At 59.3% G+C, this 18,333-nt stretch carries 18 protein-coding genes; all 18 read right to left on the bottom strand.

Annotation, left to right across the window (positions count from 1 at the left end):
- Window positions 1-2: 2 nt before the first annotated feature.
- Window positions 3-1,022: a flagellar motor switch protein FliG gene (fliG, locus tag ACXX9E_RS13390; RefSeq protein ID WP_007920042.1), complete on the bottom strand. Its 1,020-nt coding sequence runs from the start codon at window positions 1,020-1,022 to the stop codon at window positions 3-5.
- A complete protein-coding gene (gene fliF, locus ACXX9E_RS13385) occupies window positions 1,015-2,802 on the bottom strand; it encodes a flagellar basal-body MS-ring/collar protein FliF (RefSeq protein ID WP_123465751.1) in 1,788 nt (595 codons plus the stop codon). Before fliF ends, fliG begins: the two co-directional genes overlap by 8 nt.
- Window positions 2,803-2,817: 15 nt before the next feature.
- Complete coding sequence (fliE, locus tag ACXX9E_RS13380) at window positions 2,818-3,147, bottom strand: flagellar hook-basal body complex protein FliE (protein WP_458555537.1); 330 nt, start codon at window positions 3,145-3,147, stop codon at window positions 2,818-2,820.
- 249 nt (window positions 3,148-3,396) lie between these two features.
- Window positions 3,397-4,788 (bottom strand): sigma-54-dependent transcriptional regulator, encoded by a 1,392-nt coding sequence (locus tag ACXX9E_RS13375; protein ID WP_458555536.1) that lies wholly within the window; start codon window positions 4,786-4,788, stop codon window positions 3,397-3,399.
- Between the two features lie 5 nt (window positions 4,789-4,793).
- Window positions 4,794-5,987 carry a sensor histidine kinase gene (locus tag ACXX9E_RS13370; protein WP_458556582.1) on the bottom strand — a complete coding sequence of 398 codons (1,194 nt, stop codon included), beginning with the start codon at window positions 5,985-5,987 and terminating at the stop codon, window positions 4,794-4,796.
- A gap of 128 nt (window positions 5,988-6,115) precedes the next feature.
- Window positions 6,116-7,591: a sigma-54 dependent transcriptional regulator gene (locus tag ACXX9E_RS13365; protein WP_003222863.1), complete on the bottom strand. Its 1,476-nt coding sequence runs from the start codon at window positions 7,589-7,591 to the stop codon at window positions 6,116-6,118.
- A gap of 172 nt (window positions 7,592-7,763) precedes the next feature.
- The gene (gene fliT, locus ACXX9E_RS13360; RefSeq protein ID WP_123465743.1) at window positions 7,764-8,060 is read right to left on the bottom strand and encodes a flagellar protein FliT; all 297 of its coding nucleotides are present in this window, start codon (window positions 8,058-8,060) and stop codon (window positions 7,764-7,766) included.
- Between the two features lie 10 nt (window positions 8,061-8,070).
- Window positions 8,071-8,466: a flagellar export chaperone FliS gene (fliS, locus tag ACXX9E_RS13355; RefSeq protein ID WP_123465741.1), complete on the bottom strand. Its 396-nt coding sequence runs from the start codon at window positions 8,464-8,466 to the stop codon at window positions 8,071-8,073.
- A 129-nt stretch (window positions 8,467-8,595) separates the two neighbouring features.
- The gene (gene fliD, locus ACXX9E_RS13350) at window positions 8,596-10,026 is read right to left on the bottom strand and encodes a flagellar filament capping protein FliD (protein WP_123465739.1); all 1,431 of its coding nucleotides are present in this window, start codon (window positions 10,024-10,026) and stop codon (window positions 8,596-8,598) included.
- A gap of 82 nt (window positions 10,027-10,108) precedes the next feature.
- Window positions 10,109-10,474 carry a flagellar protein FlaG gene (locus ACXX9E_RS13345; RefSeq protein WP_123465737.1) on the bottom strand — a complete coding sequence of 122 codons (366 nt, stop codon included), beginning with the start codon at window positions 10,472-10,474 and terminating at the stop codon, window positions 10,109-10,111.
- A 74-nt stretch (window positions 10,475-10,548) separates the two neighbouring features.
- Window positions 10,549-11,400 carry a flagellin domain-containing protein gene (locus tag ACXX9E_RS13340; RefSeq protein ID WP_123465735.1) on the bottom strand — a complete coding sequence of 284 codons (852 nt, stop codon included), beginning with the start codon at window positions 11,398-11,400 and terminating at the stop codon, window positions 10,549-10,551.
- Between the two features lie 252 nt (window positions 11,401-11,652).
- A complete protein-coding gene (locus ACXX9E_RS13335; protein WP_123465733.1) occupies window positions 11,653-11,916 on the bottom strand; it encodes a hypothetical protein in 264 nt (87 codons plus the stop codon).
- Window positions 11,913-13,205, bottom strand: a complete 1,293-nt coding sequence (locus ACXX9E_RS13330; RefSeq protein ID WP_458555535.1) for a motility associated factor glycosyltransferase family protein — start codon at window positions 13,203-13,205, stop codon at window positions 11,913-11,915. Before ACXX9E_RS13330 ends, ACXX9E_RS13335 begins: the two co-directional genes overlap by 4 nt.
- A gap of 92 nt (window positions 13,206-13,297) precedes the next feature.
- The gene (locus ACXX9E_RS13325) at window positions 13,298-14,224 is read right to left on the bottom strand and encodes a ketoacyl-ACP synthase III (protein ID WP_123465729.1); all 927 of its coding nucleotides are present in this window, start codon (window positions 14,222-14,224) and stop codon (window positions 13,298-13,300) included.
- Between the two features lie 226 nt (window positions 14,225-14,450).
- Window positions 14,451-15,503 carry a pseudaminic acid synthase gene (gene pseI / locus ACXX9E_RS13320; RefSeq protein WP_458555534.1) on the bottom strand — a complete coding sequence of 351 codons (1,053 nt, stop codon included), beginning with the start codon at window positions 15,501-15,503 and terminating at the stop codon, window positions 14,451-14,453.
- On the bottom strand, window positions 15,500-17,002 hold the full coding sequence (pseG, locus tag ACXX9E_RS13315; protein WP_447808642.1) for a UDP-2,4-diacetamido-2,4,6-trideoxy-beta-L-altropyranose hydrolase: 1,503 nt from the start codon (window positions 17,000-17,002) through the stop codon (window positions 15,500-15,502). Before pseG ends, pseI begins: the two co-directional genes overlap by 4 nt.
- Window positions 16,999-17,694, bottom strand: coding sequence for a pseudaminic acid cytidylyltransferase (pseF, locus tag ACXX9E_RS13310; RefSeq protein WP_123465723.1), 696 nt, complete (start codon window positions 17,692-17,694; stop codon window positions 16,999-17,001). The genes pseG and pseF overlap by 4 nt, the downstream gene beginning before the upstream one ends.
- Window positions 17,691-18,311 carry a pseudaminic acid biosynthesis-associated methylase gene (locus ACXX9E_RS13305; RefSeq protein WP_458556581.1) on the bottom strand — a complete coding sequence of 207 codons (621 nt, stop codon included), beginning with the start codon at window positions 18,309-18,311 and terminating at the stop codon, window positions 17,691-17,693. Before ACXX9E_RS13305 ends, pseF begins: the two co-directional genes overlap by 4 nt.
- Window positions 18,312-18,333: the final 22 nt, after the last annotated feature.

Genomic DNA, 18,333 nt, shown 5'->3' with positions numbered 1-18,333 from the left:
GCTTAGATCATTTCCTCGCCGCCCTTGCCACCGAGCACGATCTCGCCGGCTTCGGCCATACGACGGGCAATGGTGAGGATTTCTTTCTGCGCGGTTTCCACGTCGCTGACGCGCACCGGGCCTTTGGCCTCGAGGTCGTCGCGCAACAGTTCGGCCGCACGCTTGGACATGTTCTTGAAGATCTTCTCTTTGACGCCTTCGTCGGAACCCTTGAGGGCCAGCACCAGGACATCGGAAGAGACTTCGCGCAACAGCGCCTGAATGCCGCGATCGTCGACGTCGGCGAGGTTGTTGAACACGAACATGAGGTCTTCGATCTGACCGGACAGGTCTTCGTCGACTTCGCGGATCGAATCCATGAGCTGGCCTTCGATCGAGCTGTCGAGGAAGTTCATGATGTCTGCCGCACGCTTGATGCCACCCAGGGTGGTGCGCGAGGCATTCGAGTTGCCGGAGAACTGCTTCTCGAGAATCTGGTTCAGCTCTTTCAGCGCGGCTGGCTGCACGGTGTTCAACGACGAGACGCGCAGGATGATGTCCAGACGCACTTTGTGGTCGAAGTTGCCGAGCACTTCACCGGCCTGATCCGGGTCGAGGTACGCAACCACGATGGCCTGGATCTGCGGGTGCTCGTAGCGGATCACGTCGGCAACGGCGCGTGGCTCCATCCATTTCAGGCTGTCGAGGCCGCTGGTGTTGCCACCGAGCAGGATGCGGTCGATCAGGCCGTTGGCCTTGTCTTCACCCAGGGCCTGGGTGAGCATTTTGCGCACGTAATCGTCGGAGCCGACGCCGAGGCTGGTCTGGTCGCCGACGATGTCGACGAACTCGCTCATGACCTGCTCGACCTGCTCGCGATGGACGTTGCCCATCTGCGCCATGGCCACGCCGACGCGCTGAACCTCTTTCGGGCCCATGTGACGCAGCACTTGTGCGGCATCGGTCGAACCCAGGGACAGCAGCAGAATCGCGGCTTTGTCGACCTTGTTCAGTTTGACGGTAGCGGCTCGGTTATCACTCATCTGCGTTAATCCACTCTTTCACGACCTGAGCCACGCGACCCGGATCTTCGGCCACCAGACTCTTGATTGCATTCAGCTGCGCGTCATAACCCTCGCTCGGGCTCGGCAACAGAATGCTCTGCGGACCACCGAGGCTCACGCGGTCGTTGGCCAGTTCGCCGTCCAGGCCGCCCATGCCACCGAGTTCCACGTCGCTGCCCAGACCGGCCAGCTCCTTGCCTTTGCCACCGCCAGTGATGTTGTTCAACACCGGACGCAGCACACCAAACACCAGCACCAGGATGAACAACACGCCCAGCACTTGTTTGACGATGTCCCAGAACCATGGCTGGGAGTAGAACGGAATATCGGCGACCACTTCGCCGCGCTCGGCGGAGAACGGCATGTTGATCACGCTGACGCTGTCACCACGGCTGGCATCGAAACCGACGGCGTCCTGCACCAGACGGGTGAAGCGCGCCAATTCGTCGGCGCTCCACGGCGCACGGCTGGTTTCACCGTTGGCCGGGTTGACCTTGACCTGATCGTCGACCACCACCGACACCGACAGACGATTCAGGCGACCCTGCTGCTGTTTGGTGTGGCTGATGGAACGGTCAAGCTCGAAGTTCTTGGTGGATTGTTGACGCTTGTCCGCCGGGTACGGTGCAAGCATAGGCTGGCCGGTGGCCGGGTCCATGATTTGCTGACCGTTGGCATCGACCAGTGGCTGACCGGGTTGAATCATGCCGGCCGGCGCTGCGGTGCCACCGGTGGTTTGCGGCGCCGAGGCTGGCGACGGCGGCTGGTTGCTCAGGGCACCCGGCACACCTTGCGGGCCATTGCTGGCGGTGCGTTGTTCGTTGACCGACTGCTCGCTGCGCAACGCCGGCTGATCCGGGTTGAACTGCTCGGCGGTCGATTCGACGGCACTGAAATCGACATCGGCCGAGACTTCAGCCTTGTAGCGATCGTTGCCCAGTACCGGTTGCAGGATGTTGTGCACGCGCTGGGTGAGCATGCTTTCCATGCGGCGGCTGTAATCGAACTGCTTGCCGGCCATGGTCATTTCGGAGTTTTCCGCCTGATCGGAGAGCAGGTTGCCCTTCTGATCGACGACGGTGATCTGCGATTTGCTCAGTTCAGGGACGGACGTAGCCACCAGGTTGATGATCGCGACCACCTGCCCCGGCTCCAGCGAACGGCCGCTGTACAGTTCAACCAGAACCGAAGCACTTGGCTTGCGCTCATCACGCACGAACACCGAGCTCTTCGGAATCGCCAGGTGCACGCGGGCACCCTTGACGTTGTTCAGACTGGAAATGGTGCGCGCCAATTCGCCTTCGAGGCCGCGACGGTAGCGGGTGGCTTCCATGAACTGGCTGGTGCCCAGACCCTGTTCCTTGTCGAGGATTTCGAAACCGATGTTGCCGTCGCTGGGAGTGACACCAGCGGCCGCGAGTTTCATCCGCGCACGGGACAGGTCGTCGGCCTTGACCAGCAAGGCGCCGGAGTTCGGCTCGACGGTGTAGGGAATATCGGCGGAGGCCAGGGTGTCCATGACCTGCTTGGCGTCCATGCCGGCAAGGCTGCCGTACAACGGACGGTAATCCGGCTGCTGCGACCACAGCACCACGGCAAAGCCAATCGCCACGCTCGCAGCCAGGCCGACCAACAGGCCCACCTGACGCAGCATGGTCATCTCGGAGAGGTTTTCCAGGAAGGACAGGCCGAACAGCGGCGGTTTGCCGTCTATCGGGGTGGCCTTGGCCGGAACGTTATCGGCGACTGCTTCTGCCATGACTCAATCTCGTCCTTAAACCGGCATCTGCATGATGTCTTGATAGGCTTGAACCAGTTTGTTGCGCACCTGGGTCAGAGCCTGGAACGACACGCTGGCTTTCTGCGAAGAAATCATCACGTCCGTCAGATCGACGCCGCTTTTGCCGATTTCAAATGCGTTGGCCAACTGGGTCGACGCCTGCTGGGTATCGTTCACTTTGTTGATGGCCTGACCGAGCATGTCGGAAAAGCTGCTACCTGCCTGTTCAGGGACGGCGGCAGTCGATTTCGGCGCAGACATGGCATCCATTTGCATGGCCTTCATGTCCATCATCAACCGATTAAATTCAATACCTTGGCTCATGGTCTACTCTCTTGGGCGGCCCGCAATTTTTTGACACTCACTCGGCGGGTACACAGGTGTTAGCAACAAGGGTGCCAGCTCGGCTGACCTGTTTCATAAAAGCCGTTCCGGGCTCCCGGCCAGCGCTGAATCACCGTAACGACCGTGGGAGGGGACTTGGTCCCGAAGCTGGCAGGTCAATCACATCATCCGTGAATGACCCAGCGCTTTCGGGAACAAGCCCCCTCCCACATTTGCCAGCGTCAACTTTCAGGTGGCGAACAGATAACCTTCGACGTCCATCCCGGCATCGCGCATTTGCGCCAGTTTGTAGCGCAGGGTGCGCGGACTGATGCCGAGCTTTTCCGCCGCTTCCTTGCGCCGCCCGCGCTCGCTGCGCAGGGTGTCGATGATCATCTGGAACTCGCGGCGACGCAGGTCATCACCCAGCGCGCCGGCCGAATCCGCTTCGATTTCAACTTCACGCACCACGCCCGGCGTCGGCGCCGATACCGGCAACGCGGCGAATGTCACCGGCCCTGCCAGACAGAAATCCTGCGGCTGAATCAGGCCGCCCTGTTGCAGGATCAGTGCACGCTGAATGGCGTTATCCAGTTCGCGCACGTTGCCCGGCCACGTGTAGCCCGTCAGGCACGCCTGCGCCGCGGGCGAAAGTTTCGCCGCAGCATGCTTCATTTTATTGACGTGTTTGGCCAGCAAGCGCTCCGCCAGCGGCAAGATATCGGCAGTGCGCTCGCGAAGTGGACGCCAGGCCAACGGGAAAACCGACAGACGGTAATAAAGGTCTTCACGGAACCGCCCCGCCGCCACTTCGCCCGCCAGATCGCGGTTGGTGGTGGCGACCACACGGATGTCGAGACTGATCGGTTTGCGCGCTCCGACCCGCTCCACTTCGCGCTCCTGCAACACGCGCAGCAGCTTGGCCTGCAGGCCGAGGGGCATTTCAGAGATTTCGTCGAGCAACAGCGTGCCGCCATCGGCCTGCTCGAACTTGCCCGCTTGCGCTGCGATGGCGCCCGTGAACGACCCCTTCTCATGACCGAATAATGTCGCTTCGAGCATGTTGTCCGGGATGGCCGCGCAATTGATCGCAATGAAGGGCTGACTGGCGCGATGGGATTGCTGGTGAATGTAGCGCGCCAGCACCTCCTTGCCAGTGCCGGACTCGCCAGAGATCAGCACCGTGGAATCGCTGCGCGCCACCCGCGCGGCCAGTTCCAGCAACTGCGCGCTGGCAGGTTCGACCGCGATCGGACCTTCAGCATCGCTGGCGCCGGGGTTGCCCAAAGCATGCCGGGCGACCAGGTCAAGCAAGGCCTTGGGCTCGAACGGCTTGACCAGATAATCCGCCGCACCCTGGCGCATTGCATCCACCGCACGCTCGACAGCGCCGTGGGCGGTCATCAGCAACACCGGCAGTTGCGGCTGCCGGGCCCGCAACAGTGCGAGCAATTGATGGCCATCCATGCCGGGCATGTTGACGTCGCTGAGCACCAGGCTGAACGCTTCACGCGCCACCGCCGTCAACGCTTCTTCAGCGCTACCGACGGCCTGGTAATCGTGGCCGGCCAGCAACAGCGTATCGGCCAGCGCCTCGCGCAACGAGCGGTCATCCTCGACCAGCAAAACCTTGATGCCCATGACCTTCACTCAGCTCCCTGTCCAGCGGAAAACAGCGGCAGAATCACCTGCGCGCACGTGCCGCGCCCGACCCGCGAACGCATCTGCAATTCTCCCTGATGTGCCCGGGCGACTGCCTTGACCACGGTCAGGCCGAGGCCGGTGCCGGTGACTTTGGTCGTGAAAAACGGCTCGCCAAGCCGCTCGAGCACAACCGGATCAATACCGCTGCCACTGTCGCTGACGCACAAACGCAGGGTTTTGTCGCGGGTGTAGCAGTGCACTTTCAGGCGCACGTTGCCGTCACTGGCCTGAATCGCGTTTTCAATCAGGTTCAAAATGGACCCGACCAGCGTGTCGCGATTGCACAGCAACTCGCCGACATGGCTGTCGCATTGCCAGCGAACGGGCAAGTCCTGCACATGGGTCAACGCCGCGGCTTGCAGCGACTGCATCAAGGCATTGGGGGTGATGCGATCGGTCAGCGGCAGCTCGCCACGGGCGAACACCAGCATGTCGCGCACCTGATGCTCCAGCTCATGCAAGCGCTCCTTGAGACGCCCGGCAAAGCGCTGCTGGGTGGCGACCGGCAGTTCCTGTTCGGTCAAATGACTGGCGTAGAGCAACGCTGCGGAAAGCGGTGTGCGGATCTGATGGGCCAGCGAGGCGACCATGCGCCCCAGCGAAGACAGGCGCTCGTGACGCGCCAGTTGATCTTGCAGGTGACGGGTTTCTGTCAGGTCATTGAGCAGCACCAACTGCCCCGGCTCGGCATCCAGGGAGCGGGTGGCAATCGACAGGCGTCGACCGTTTTTCAGGGAAATTTCATGACCGTCGTCTTCACGCGGGGCGAAGCAACGGGTGATGACGTGACGCCACAACTCGCCTTCCAGCGGAAGCCCGAGCAGGTCGATGGCCGCCGGGTTGGCCTCACGGACGATGCCATGGCCGTCAATCACGATAACGCCACCCGGCAACAGATCAAGAAGGTGTTGCAGGCGGTTGGCCAGACGCTCTTTTTCCGCCAGTTCCTGCATGCGCTGGGCACTGACCACGGCCAGTTCACCCTTGAGCTCGGTGACCCGCGCTTCGAGCATGCTGTAGGAATCGGTCAGCTGGCTGGACATCTGATTGAACAAGGCGAACGCCTGCTCAAGACCCTGTCGGCTGGCCTGCTCTACGGAGGACGGCTGCCCCTCGGAGCTGGAGGCAGAAGACATCTGGGCGGCTTGGGGCATTGTGCTCTCTCGCTTGGCTGACCGTCAGTTAAACGGAACGTTGCGAGGGATGTAGCAATACCCGTGCCTAAAAAAAACTGCTTATAAATGAGGTGCTTGAAAAACAGGCGTCAATCATCTGCCTGTTCATCGCCTTCCCGCCGGCTCATGCCGTACTTGCGCATCTTTTCCACCAGCGTGGTACGACGAATGCGCAGGCGTTCGGCCGCACGCGCCACAATGCCGTTGGCATCGTCCAGCGCCTGCTGGATCAGGCCCTGCTCCAGACCACCGAGGTAGTCCTTCAGGTCCAGGCCTTCCGGCGGCAACATGGCATTGGCGGTAAAGTCCGGGGTATGGCCGTTGATGGCCACGCGCTCTTCGAGATCGCTGCGCAGGCTGTCGACCATCTGCTCGTCTTCGTCATCGACGTAGCGGAATTTCTTCGGCAACTCGACCACGCCGATCACCCCGTAGGGATGCATGATCGCCATGCGCTCGACCAGGTTGGCCAGTTCGCGGACGTTGCCCGGCCAGCCGTGACGGCACAGCGACATGATCGCCGCGGAGTTGAAGCGGATCGAACCGCGCTTCTCGTGCTCCATGCGCGAGATCAGTTCGTTCATCAGCAACGGGATGTCTTCGACGCGCTCACGCAGCGGCGCCATCTCGATCGGGAACACGTTGAGGCGATAGTAGAGGTCTTCGCGGAAGGTGCCGATCTCGATCATGCTTTCGAGATTCTTGTGGGTCGCAGCGATGATGCGCACGTCGACACTCTGGGTCTTGTTGCTGCCCACGCGCTCGAAGGTACGCTCCTGCAGCACGCGCAGCAGCTTGACCTGCATCGGCAACGGCATGTCGCCGATTTCGTCGAGGAACAGCGTACCGCCGTTGGCCAGCTCGAAACGCCCGGCACGGCTGGTGATCGCGCCGGTGAAGGCGCCCTTCTCATGACCGAACAGTTCGCTTTCCAGCAGCTCTGCCGGAATCGCCCCGCAGTTGACCGGGACGAACGGCGCGTCGCGGCGCTTGGAATGGTAATGCAGGTTGCGCGCGACCACTTCCTTGCCGGTACCGGACTCGCCCAGGATCAGCACGCTGGCGTCGGTGTCAGCCACTTGCTGCATCATCTGCCGGACGTGTTGAATCGCCCGGCTGGTGCCGACGAGGCTGCGGAACAGATTGGGTTCGCGATGCCGGCCGCGCTCGCGGGCCTGGTCGTACATTTCGCGATAGACCTGGGCGCGATGCAGGGAGTCGAGCAACTTGCTGTAGCTGGGCGGCATTTCGAGGGTCGACAGCACGCGGCGACGCTGGTCTTCAGGCAGGTCAACGGAAGAATTATCACCCATTAACAAAACCGGAAGGAACTCATCCCATGTCGAGAGTGTCTTTAACAAGCCCAAAAGCGCACCAGGAGCATTCACCGTCCCGATCAGTACGCAAATGACTTCACGACTTGATGACAAAGAGCCGACAGCCTGCTGCCAGTCATGGCTGCCGCAGGGCAAATTTTCTTCGCCAAGAAAATTCAAGATCACCGCCAGGTCGCGGCGGCGGACGCTATCGTCATCAATCAGCAGAATTTTGGTTTCACGCCACATGCAATAGCAACTTCCCTAGTCAACTCAATGCCCGAAAAATGGGGCAAGCGAGACGCTTGCAGGACACCATGTGCCTGTAGACGCCTGAAATCTGAAAACAGCCACTAGTTAAGTCAAAAAACCGTGCACAGTCAAATTTATGGCGCACATGTCTGGATTAACTGGGGGTTAATTAACCAAACAGATGGTAAACCTTTGCCGCGTTCTGCGCTTGGGTGATCTGCGACATCTCATCGACTATCGCCTGCCGCTCACCGGTCGCTGCATCCAGCAACCGCTTGTAAACCCCGAGCAACTCCTCAAGGTTGTCGCGCAACGCGGCCTCGTCCACCGAAGCTTCACTCAAGACGTCTTCCATGCAGGAACGGCAAGCCATGTCCAGCTCGCTGATGGCTTCCCAGTTGCGCTCGGCCAGAGCACCGACCAGAGCCTCGCGGGTTTCTTCGATTCGCTGCAATACAAGACTCATGGTGATCTCCTTAAAACTGTGGAGCCGGCGTGCCGATGGCATCCCAGCCGTCCTTGACCGTACGCAGCAGGTCAGCGACTTCGTCGAGGATCTTTGGATCGGTCTTGGCGTTGGCTTCGGTCAGACGCTTCATCATGTATTCGTAGAGATTAGCCAATTCGCCAACCTGTTCCGACCGATTCTCCAGATCAAGCCCTTCAAGCAAACCACCGATGATGCCGATGGCTTTGCCGATCAGGATGCCCTTGTTCGGGATGTCCTTGCGCTCCATGGCGCCTTTGGCCTGAGCGATACGATCAAGACCGCCCTCCATCAGCATCTGCACCAGGCGGTGCGGGCTGGCTTCGGAAGTCTGGGCCTGAGCGCCAATCTTCTGGTATTGGCGAAGGGCTAACATCGGATTCATGTTCTACCTCATCAAAATTTCTATGGTACGCATATCAAGGGTATCGACGACGCGTCAAAAAACTTTAGATTCAAATGCAAAAAGCCCGGAGCGTAGAAAAACGCTGCCGGGCTTTTGGCGTTTCAGGCCTTAGCCTTTCTGTTGAGCGGTCAACGCCTCGAACATCGACGTGATGTTGCTGGCGGTGGCCTTCAGCTTGCCGACAAGGGTATCCATGTCGTTGTACTTTTTGGTCAGTACAGCGGTCAGGGTTTCGATACGACGATCGAGCGCAGCCTGATCATTGGTCAGTTTGGTCTTGGTCTTGTTCAGACTGGTGGTGCGCTGATCCAGAATCCCACCAGTAGTGGAGAACGGCGTAATCGCTTTTTGCATGCGCTTGAGCAGACCGTTGTCAGAACCCAACTCGCCAACGAACATCTTCTGGACTTCGCCACCCAGCTTCTTGTCATTCATGGCAGCGGTGAACTTGGTGCTGTCAAAAGTGAGCGCACCGGTTTTCTGATCGGTGGTAATGCCCAGTTGCGCCAGAACGGTCAGCTTGTCGCCCGAACCGGTTTGCGACAGCGGTTCGCGGATGGCCGACAGGATCGAACGCGGCAAAGCGTCGCCAGTCAGAGCCGCCGCAACGGTCGGCTTGCCATCATCGTCCAGGGAAGGCTTGGTCAGCGCAGTGATGCCGTTGGCCAGAGCATTGTAGGCATCGACGAACTTCTGAATGGAAGCCTTCAAGCCATCGTTGTTGCTGGCGACGGTGACAGTGGAGGTACCGGTCGCTACCAGATTCAAGGTCAGGCCGGAAACAGCCTTGTCGACGGTATTGCTCTTGCTGGTCAGGGCCATGCCGTCGATGGTGAATTCGGCATCGATCGCCAGAGCACCAATGGAACCGGCGGACGTCGCCGTCATCGGCGAACCGCTGGTACCGATTACCGTGCCACCATTGATGGCCAGCTCGGAAATGCCGCTGACGGAAATGTCGGAACCCGCACCCGTGGTAGTAGAACCCAGTACCAGACGCGAACCAAAGGAGTCAGTGACGATGTTGGCACTGATGCCTGCGCTCTTGAGCTTGTCGTCACCGTTGATCGAGTCGCGCACCGATTGCAGTGTCGCCCCAGCCTTGATGTCGAGGTTGTATGTGCCAGTACCCTGCTTGATGGTCAGCGTGCCAGCCGTAATCGGACTGGTGTTACCACCTGCAAAAGCGGCACTGGCGACCTTCGAGGAGGTGGCCAGCTTGCCGACGGTCACAACGTAGTTACCATTGACCGCCGTGTTGCCGGCAGTGGCGCCGAGGATCTTTGGATCAGAGGAGGTTGCAGCAAAACCCGGAAACTGCGGATTGGAGAGACTGCCCAGATCCGTCAAGGTCTGGGTGAAAGCCGTCATCAGCGACTTCAAGGTACCAATACCGGAAATGCTTGCGGTGTTGGTCGCAGTCCCACGGTCGATCTGACCTTGCTTGGCCGCTTTGTCAGCGTTTACCAGAGCTTTGACGATAGCACCGGTATCAAGGCCGGAGCCTAAACCCGTGCCCGGTAGAATTGGACTTGCCATGTGGAACTCCCTTCAGTGTGTCGCCGGCCTTTTGACCACTACAACGCCCAAAAGAACATAGCAACAAAATTCGTGCCAGTTGTCAGACTTTTGCGCTGAACAACAGGCTGCTTGCATCATTCAAACTGTTCGCCAGCTTCAGAACCTCTTCGTTAGGGATCTGACGGATCACCTCACCGGATTCACTGGCAATCACTTTGACTACAACTTTGCCTGAAGGCTCATCTATCGAGAACTCCAGGTTACGCTTGACCGACTGCACAAACTTTTCGATTTCCTGAACGGCCATCTTCAGCTTGTCTTGATCGGTCTGCTCGTTTTTACTTTCTTCCTTGACGGCAGCTACTGGAGCAACCACCGGGCGAGGCTTCTCCGCAGGCTTGTCGGCAACAGTCGTCGCCTGCTTGGCCGCAGGATAAGACAAGTTCAGCTTGGCGCTCATATCCATGTCCATCACCTCTTAAAAAAGTAAAAAGCGAGAGAGCGCGACAAGCGCACTCCCCCGCCAAAACTCATCAGCTATTACTGAAGCAGTTTCAGTACAGCGGATGGCAGTTGGTTGGCCTGAGCCAGAACTGCGGTCGAAGCTTGTTGCAGAGTTTGTTGCTTGGTCAGCTGTGCAGTTTCAGCAGCGAAGTCGGTATCTTGTACGCGACCCAGTGCAGCACTGGCGTTTTCGTTGATGTTTTGCAGGTTGGAGATAGTGCTGGTCAGACGGTTCTGAGCAGCACCGAGGTCCGCACGGCTGGTGTTGATGGTTTTCAGAGCTTTGTCGATCGCGTCGATTGCAGCTTTGGTGCTTGCTTCAGCAGTGGTGCTGTCGGTACCGGTAACAGCGATAGTAGCCGAACCAACGCTCAGAGTTGCAGCGTCGAAGCCGCTGTTCAGAGTGATGGTGATCTGGTTGGTAGCGCCAGTGTTGGAACCAACCTGGAAGGTCATGGTGCCAGCAGTACCGTCGATCAGGTTTTTGCCGTTCAGGTTGGTCGACTTGGCGATACGAGTCAGCTCGTCCGACATGGTCGCGAATTCTTTGTTCAGAGCAGCACGGTCGTCGGTGCCGTTCGAGTCGTTTCGTGCTTGAACAGCCAGTTCACGCATACGCTGCAGAATGTTGGTCGATTCTTGCATCGCGCCTTCAGCGGTCTGAGCGATCGAGATACCGTCGTTGGCGTTTTTGATCGCCATGGTCTGACCACGGATCTGCGAAGTCATACGGGTAGCGATTTGCAGGCCGGCGGCGTCGTCTTTAGCGCTGTTGATTTTCAGGCCGGAAGACAGGCGAGTCATCGAAGTGGACAGAGCGTCGGAAGCACGGTTCAGGTTTTTCTGAACGTTCAACGATGTGACGTTAGTGTTTACTGTTAAAGCCATGACGAATTCCTCGTTGGTTGGGTACTGCGGCTTCCGGCCCTGGCAACCGCCGGGTATGGCCTAGAGAACCTTCGTAATAGTTATCGTCGGGATTGGAACTTGCTTTAGGGGATTTTCGAAAAAAATTGCCATCAGACGGCCACCCCTCGTAAATCAAGGACTTGGCGGCCGTCGACAAACGAAAAAATGGCGCCAGGAATACGCCGGAAGCTCAAGATCGGGAGCCAGAACCGACGAGTGGGGAGAAATTGTCTAAACGGACAGACTGTCCGTGATCAGTTGAGTCAATTCGTATTCGAGGTAGTCCGCCAGTGCCAGCCAGTTTTGCGCCTCCTGACATTCCAGCATCAGACTGAGAACCTGCAGCCATTGGTGTTGATTATCCGCATCCGCTTGATCGAAGGATGGTTGCAGCGCAGCGGCCAGATCAATCATCGCCAACCCTGCCTCAACGTCACGCCCCAGCCGGAACAACGTCGCACACTGCTGTGCCTGCTCGACAAACATTGCACTCATAGCGCCAACTCCGGATGAAAGGCGGTCCCGGCAATGATCGCCCCGGCCCGACTGCTGTTGTAAAAGCGCACCTGGGGATGCCCGGCGATAAAGCGCTCCAGTTCGCACAGATAGCTACGGAAGTTGAGTTGAGTCTTGATGCGTTGGCCGTGGCCATCGAGCACCCAGTGTTTCGCCGCACCGAGTTGTGGCCCCAGTTCACCGTCACTCCAGCCGGCATGGGTCTTGTCGCCCGGGAAGGCAAAGTCGGCACCGAACAGGGTGATTTCCCCGGCCCCCATTTTCACCGCCAGATCCACTGCCGGATGGATCACACTGCCGCCACCATGCAATTCACCTTTGGGGAATTGCTGGCGCAATGCCTGATAGATCGGGCTAGGTGAATAGGCTACATAGCGCGGGCCTTGCCACGCACTCAACACTGACGGATCGACCATGGGCATATACACCAGACGAATGGCGCTCGTGCCGGCCGGCGGCAAGTGGCGCTCGGCAATGCGCTGATCGATCGTAACCACGATGTCGGGGCGAATCCCCTGTTCAAGCAACGGTCTATACGCGGTGTCGACACAGATAAACAGCGGCCGTGCCTGCTGCTCGCGGATCGTCCGCAATCGCTGGAAGTGCATTTCCAGGCTCGGCCCTGTCGCAATCACAAACACCGGCATGCCCGCGCACGTGCCGAACAGCTCGGCGACATCCGCATCGACCTGCATCAGCGTCTGACTGGCATGCAAGCGTTCGACAATGTGCGCAGCGTGCGGATCAAACTCGCGATTATTGAACGTAAGGTGCGTCTCGCTGATCAGTCGGTCGCGGATTTTCGCGTTGTAGTCGTCTGCCAGCACCAGCTCGGACGGCAAGGCAAAGAAAGGCAGGCAGATTTCCTCGCGATCACCGGCGTAGTGCAACTGGACGCGTGAATCGCCGAGCCACGGTGTTTGATCAAGCAGTTGCAGCACCAGCGAAAACACGGCGCCATTGAGGATGTGCACGTGCAATTGCGCGAGTGCCGGACGTAGCAGCAACTCGTGTTGCAGATCGCCCAAACCGGCACCGTAGACGTGTAACACCGGGCTGTCGGCTGCCAGGCTTGCGGCCTGCACCTGCGCTTCACGCATACGATCATGCCGACTGGTCAACTGAATGCCATTGACGCTCAAGGTCGAGCCCAGTCCTTCCACCAGATCGGCCTGCAACGAACTCGGGTCTTCGCTCAGCAGACGCGCAGCCACCGCAGGCCAGCGCTTTTCGATGATCTGGGTATTGGATTGAAAAAACTCGCTCATGGCGCCTCGCCTGACATCCGGGCAAAAAAATAGCGCTCAAGGTTACACCTTGAGCGCTTTTTTGTGCCGCGTTTTATAGAAAAACAGGTGACTCAGGGACGATAGATGATCGCCGAACCCCAAGACAAACCGACACCGAAACCGCTGATCGCAACGCGACTCCAGTCAGAATCGAGCACGTGTTTTTCCAGCAGCAACGGAACACTCGACGACACGGTATTACCGGTCTCGACCATGTCCTTGATGAACTTCTCTGGCTCGCCTTCGAAACGCCGCGCCACGGCATCGACAATCGCCGCACTGCCCTGGTGAATGCAGAACGCATCAATGTCGTCGGCCTTGAGGCCGGAATCGTCGAGCAACTCGTGCAAGTGCGCCGGGACTTTCAGCAGCGCGAAGTTGAACACCTGACGACCGTTCATGAAGAACACACCATTGCTGACCTTAAGGTGCGGAGCGCCGGAGCCGTCAGTACCGAACTTGGCTTTACCCAACGCCCAGGTCGGATCTTCGCCCATCCAGGTGGCGGTGGCGGCATCGCCGAACAGCATGGTGGTGTTGCGATCTTCCGGGTCGACGATCTTCGAATAAGGGTCAGCGGTGATCAGCAAGCCGTTCTTCAGGCCTGCGGCTTCCATGAAGCCCTTGATCGCATAGATGCCGTAGACGTAACCGGAGCAGCCCAAGGAAATATCGAACGCCGCGACATTGGTCGGCAGACCGAGTTTGTCCTGCACGATCGCAGCAGTGTGCGGCAAGCCTTCTTCGTCACCGTTCTGAGTGACGACGATCAGTGCGTCGATCGACTCACGCTTCAGCTCAGGGTTGCTGGCAAACAGCGCATTGGCCGCTTCCACGCACAGATCGGAGGTTTCTTGTTCAGCGTCTTTGCGCGGCAGGAATGCCGAGCCGATCTTGCCAAGGATGAATTCTTCATCCTTCTCGAATTTTGCACCTTGTGCGTAATTGTCCACGCCGGCTACAGGAACGTAGCTCGCAATGCTTTTTATGCCAATCATTACGGCTTCCCAATAAAAAACAGCCCAAAACCACCGCTCGCAAGGATTCGAGGGGCGCCGACAAACAGAAAACGGCCGCCACGACGGGCAGCCACGGGGAGCGCAAAGGGCTATCACTGGAACCGATAAAGGGCCAGGCGCCATCTCCCCGATCAATACAATACAGTGAAGATGCGCGTTATGACTCGCAGGTCACGCTATTTTGCCGAATCGGTTGCAGATCGGGTTATTCGACCAACGACCAATCCAGCGGCGTACCGCGCTTGATGGCCGTGCGAGCGCAACGACCAAGAACCGCCTCGGTGTGCTTGGGCGGCAGACCGAGACCGGGGCGAATGGCGCGCACATTGGCAGTGGTGAAGGCCTCGCCCGCCGCCATGTCGGCGGTGACGTACAGCGAACGGCGGTAGACCAGTGACTTGCGCTCGGCTTCGGTGGGACCGTATTGCACCTGGCCCATGGCTTGCCAGGCGCGCTCGGTCTCGAGCACCAGACTGGCCATTTCCGCAGGTTCCAGCGAGAAACTGGCATCCACCCCACCCGCCGAACGGTCGAGGGTGAAGTGTTTTTCCACCACCGTTGCACCGAGCGCCACGGCCGCCACCGACACGCCGACGCCCATCGAGTGGTCAGACAGCCCGACCTCGCATCCAAACAGCTCACGCAGATGCGGGATCGTGCGCACGTTGCTGTTAAGCGGTGTCGCCGGATAAGTGCTGGTGCACTTGAGCAACACCAGATCCTTGCAGCCGGCTTCGCGGGCGGCGCGCACGGTTTCATCGAGCTCTGCGATGCTGGCCATGCCGGTAGAAATAATCAGCGGCTTGCCAGTGGCGGCGACACGACGAATCAACGGCAGATCGGTATTTTCGAAACTGGCAATCTTGTAGGCCGGCACATCGAGGCTTTCGAGAAAATCCACGGCGGTGTCATCGAACGGCGTCGAGAACGCGAGCATCCCCAGTTCTTTCGCGCGGGCAAAGATCGGCGCATGCCACTCCCACGGCGTATGGGCCTTTTCATACAAATCGTAGAGCGAAGTGCCCGCCCACAGGCTGCCCGGGTCCTTGATGAAGAACTCGCCCTCGGCCAGATCCAGGGTCATGGTCTCGGCGGTGTAGGTTTGCAGTTTCAGCGCATGCGCCCCGGCCTTGGCGGCGGCCTCGACGATTTGCAGAGCAACGTCCAGCGACTGGTTATGGTTGCCGCTCATCTCGGCAATGATGAACGGCGGCGCGGCGGCGCCGATCAGGCGATTGCCAATCTTGAAACTGCTCATGTGCGGTGATCCTTCAAAACACGGGTGAACGCGCAGGCACTTTGAGTGAACCCGGCGTCGCGAAAAACATTCAGTGAGGCCTGGTTGGCCGGCAACACTTGAGCGGTGATCGCGCTCATCTGCGGCCAATGAGCAGAAGCGAACGCTTCGCCCCGCGCCAACAGTGCACCGCCCCAGCCGAGACCAAAACGCCCTTGCAGCAAATACAGCGAGACCTCCGCGTCAAAACCACGCAAGTCATAGCGCAGAACGCCGACCGGGCCGTCATCGCCTTCAGCGACCAACAGCAGCCGCTGAGGGTTACGCAAGCTCGCAGTCAGCCAGTCCAGATGTTGCTTCCAGTCGATAACGCCAGCGTCCAGTGACCAGCGGCGCACCGCCTCGGCATTGCGTCCGTCAAACAACAACTGCGCGTCGTCCAGCGTGGCCGGGCGCACCTTGAGCACCGCGCCCGCCAACGCCACCGCAACCCGCAGCGCGCCGCGCCCATCGACCAATTGCCGCGAACGTTCGGCCAGGCTTTGGCGCAGATAAACATTGTCGACGACCAAGCCGATGGCTTGGCGCAATTGCTCGACGCTGACCTGCTCGCGGGCACCCAAGAACACATGCGCGCCAGCCGCCGCCATGACTTCGCCGTTGGCATACTGATTATTCGACACAGCTATGCAGATCGTTGGCAGCCCCAGTGCCGCGCGCTCCCAACTGGTACCACCGCCGGCGCCGACAAACAAATCGGCCTCGGTCATGCGTTGATGGAAATCGCTGACAAAACTGTGCAATCGCCAATTCGGCCGTGTCTCGGCCAGGGCCTGCATCTGTGCCCATGCCGGGTTGTCGGCGCCGGCAACGAAATCCACTTCGAGCTCGGGAAAATCCGCCAGCGCCAGCATCGCGTGATGAGTCTGCATCGCCGCGTCGAAACCGCCGAAATTCACCAATACCCGCCGAGCCTTGGGTTTGATCTCGATGGCCGGGCACATGAACTCCTCGCGCAGCATGGCAAAACGCGGACCAAGCAATGTGCGACAACCGTCAGGCAACAGCGGCGCGTAATGCTCGCTCAGGCCGGAGAGGTTCTGATTAAGCAGCAGGTCAACGCTATAGCGCCGAGTGGCCAGATCATCCACTGCTGCAATCCGTGACGCCCAACGCCGGGCCGCCGTTTGCCAGTGATGATCGAGGCCATAGTGGTCGGCAATGATCCAGTCGAACCCTTCATGACCGTCGAGCAATACATCCAGTGCATCAATGTCCGCTTGCCACGGCAGCATCGATTCGATGGCCTGCTGTGGATCTTCTTCGGCATAGCGTTCGGGTAATGCGAACGTCTCGAAACCTTCTTCCTGCAACGCATCAAGCCGATGCCCCGGCAAGCGCCGACAGGCAAATGCGACGTGACTGCCCTGCTTGCGCAACACCCGGGCCAGCGTCAGGCAACGGGCAATGTGACCGCTGCCGATGGTCGGCGACGCGTCCGCACGGATCAGCACTCTCATTGCACTTCCCCGCCAGCCTTGAGCGCGGCGTACAGGTATTCGGCGCGTTTCCAGTCTTCGACAGTGTCGATGTCCTGCACCAGATGCCGAGGCAGGATTACCGGCAGACTGGCAGGCGAATACAAGACCTCACCGCGCATCCATGCCTCGCGTCGGCCCCAGTAGAACTGACCGGCATCCTGGAATGCTTCAGGCAGATCCTGCGAGCGGGTATTACGAAACTCCGGATACAACGCCGTCAGCGCCCCCTGCCCGTCCAGCGTCAACGCGCGCTGCACGGGAAAACCAAAGCTGCAAACAGAAAACGCGAAGGACTTGTCGCACTGCTGCTCCAGCAATTCGAAGCCCTCACGCAGAAACCGCGCCTGCAACAACGGGGCCGTGGCATAGACGCAACAGGCGTAATCAAACGCTGGCAGTTGCTGCAAGGCATGCACGATCACCGCTGCCGTGCCGGTGAAATCATCGGCCAGATGCGCAGGACGCAAAAATGGCACCGTGGCGCCATGAACCCGCGCGAGCTCGGCGATTTCTTCGTCGTCAGTACTGACCACAACCTCGTCGAACAACCCCGAGTCCAGCACCGTGCGAATCGAACGGACAATCATCGGCACGCCATCGAACGGCGCAAGATTCTTGCGCGGGATGCGTTTGCTGCCCCCGCGGGCCGGGATGATTGCAACGTTGCTCAAGGGCGTTTTTCCAGAAGGAACCAGGTGACGTCGTCAGCAGGAAATTGTGGGTCACGGTGATACACAAAGCCGTAATCCAGCAGGTGCAGATCAGCGTAGCGATCGAGCATTTCACCGGCGAAATCGCGTTTGAACAGTTTGCCGCTGTTGCCGCGGTAGGACACTTCCACCGGCGCCGGATTGTAGTACTCCGCGATCAGGATATAGCGCTGGCTGAGCTCGTACAGCTGCGCGTAGGCCTTCGGCAACAGTTCCGGGGCAAGATGAATCAGCACGCCTTTGCTCAGCGTCAGATCGTAGGAGCGTTCGCAGGGAAAGTCGAACAGCGAACCGTGCCAGATCTTTGCGATGTTCAGTGCTTTGGCCTGTGCACAGGCATTGGCGTTGATCTCGACGCCGGACAACTCGCATTGCGGCAACAGTTGATGCAGCGCCTGCAAGTTGTTCCCGACATTGGTACCGAGTTCCAACAGGCTGTCGATCCGCCCCGTTCTCGCCAGCGCCTTGGCAAACAACGCCAGATTGGCCGCCACCAGCGATTGCCCGACGTTGCGCGCAACGTACTCGTTGCCGAAGTCACCCTGCCAGAATTGTTCCTGTTCACTCAGATTGCGCATTGCCATTTCCCATCCACCGCCA

Source organism: Pseudomonas sp. GNP014 (genome assembly GCF_054344005.1).
This window is presented reverse-complemented; position numbering and strand designations above follow the sequence as displayed.

Coding starts and splice junctions, on each gene's coding strand:
- fliG (WP_007920042.1), bottom strand. CDS start 1,022: ATGAGTGATAACCGAGCCGCTACCGTCAAACTGAACAAGGTCGACAAA.
- fliF (WP_123465751.1), bottom strand. CDS start 2,802: ATGGCAGAAGCAGTCGCCGATAACGTTCCGGCCAAGGCCACCCCGATA.
- fliE (WP_458555537.1), bottom strand. CDS start 3,147: ATGAGCCAAGGTATTGAATTTAATCGGTTGATGATGGACATGAAGGCC.
- ACXX9E_RS13375 (WP_458555536.1), bottom strand. CDS start 4,788: ATGGGCATCAAGGTTTTGCTGGTCGAGGATGACCGCTCGTTGCGCGAG.
- ACXX9E_RS13370 (WP_458556582.1), bottom strand. CDS start 5,987: ATGTCTTCTGCCTCCAGCTCCGAGGGGCAGCCGTCCTCCGTAGAGCAG.
- ACXX9E_RS13365 (WP_003222863.1), bottom strand. CDS start 7,591: ATGTGGCGTGAAACCAAAATTCTGCTGATTGATGACGATAGCGTCCGC.
- fliT (WP_123465743.1), bottom strand. CDS start 8,060: ATGAGTCTTGTATTGCAGCGAATCGAAGAAACCCGCGAGGCTCTGGTC.
- fliS (WP_123465741.1), bottom strand. CDS start 8,466: ATGAATCCGATGTTAGCCCTTCGCCAATACCAGAAGATTGGCGCTCAG.
- fliD (WP_123465739.1), bottom strand. CDS start 10,026: ATGGCAAGTCCAATTCTACCGGGCACGGGTTTAGGCTCCGGCCTTGAT.
- ACXX9E_RS13345 (WP_123465737.1), bottom strand. CDS start 10,474: ATGGATATGAGCGCCAAGCTGAACTTGTCTTATCCTGCGGCCAAGCAG.
- ACXX9E_RS13340 (WP_123465735.1), bottom strand. CDS start 11,400: ATGGCTTTAACAGTAAACACTAACGTCACATCGTTGAACGTTCAGAAA.
- ACXX9E_RS13335 (WP_123465733.1), bottom strand. CDS start 11,916: ATGAGTGCAATGTTTGTCGAGCAGGCACAGCAGTGTGCGACGTTGTTC.
- ACXX9E_RS13330 (WP_458555535.1), bottom strand. CDS start 13,205: ATGAGCGAGTTTTTTCAATCCAATACCCAGATCATCGAAAAGCGCTGG.
- ACXX9E_RS13325 (WP_123465729.1), bottom strand. CDS start 14,224: ATGATTGGCATAAAAAGCATTGCGAGCTACGTTCCTGTAGCCGGCGTG.
- pseI (WP_458555534.1), bottom strand. CDS start 15,503: ATGAGCAGTTTCAAGATTGGCAATCGCCTGATCGGCGCCGCCGCGCCG.
- pseG (WP_447808642.1), bottom strand. CDS start 17,002: ATGAGAGTGCTGATCCGTGCGGACGCGTCGCCGACCATCGGCAGCGGT.
- ACXX9E_RS13305 (WP_458556581.1), bottom strand. CDS start 18,311: ATGCGCAATCTGAGTGAACAGGAACAATTCTGGCAGGGTGACTTCGGC.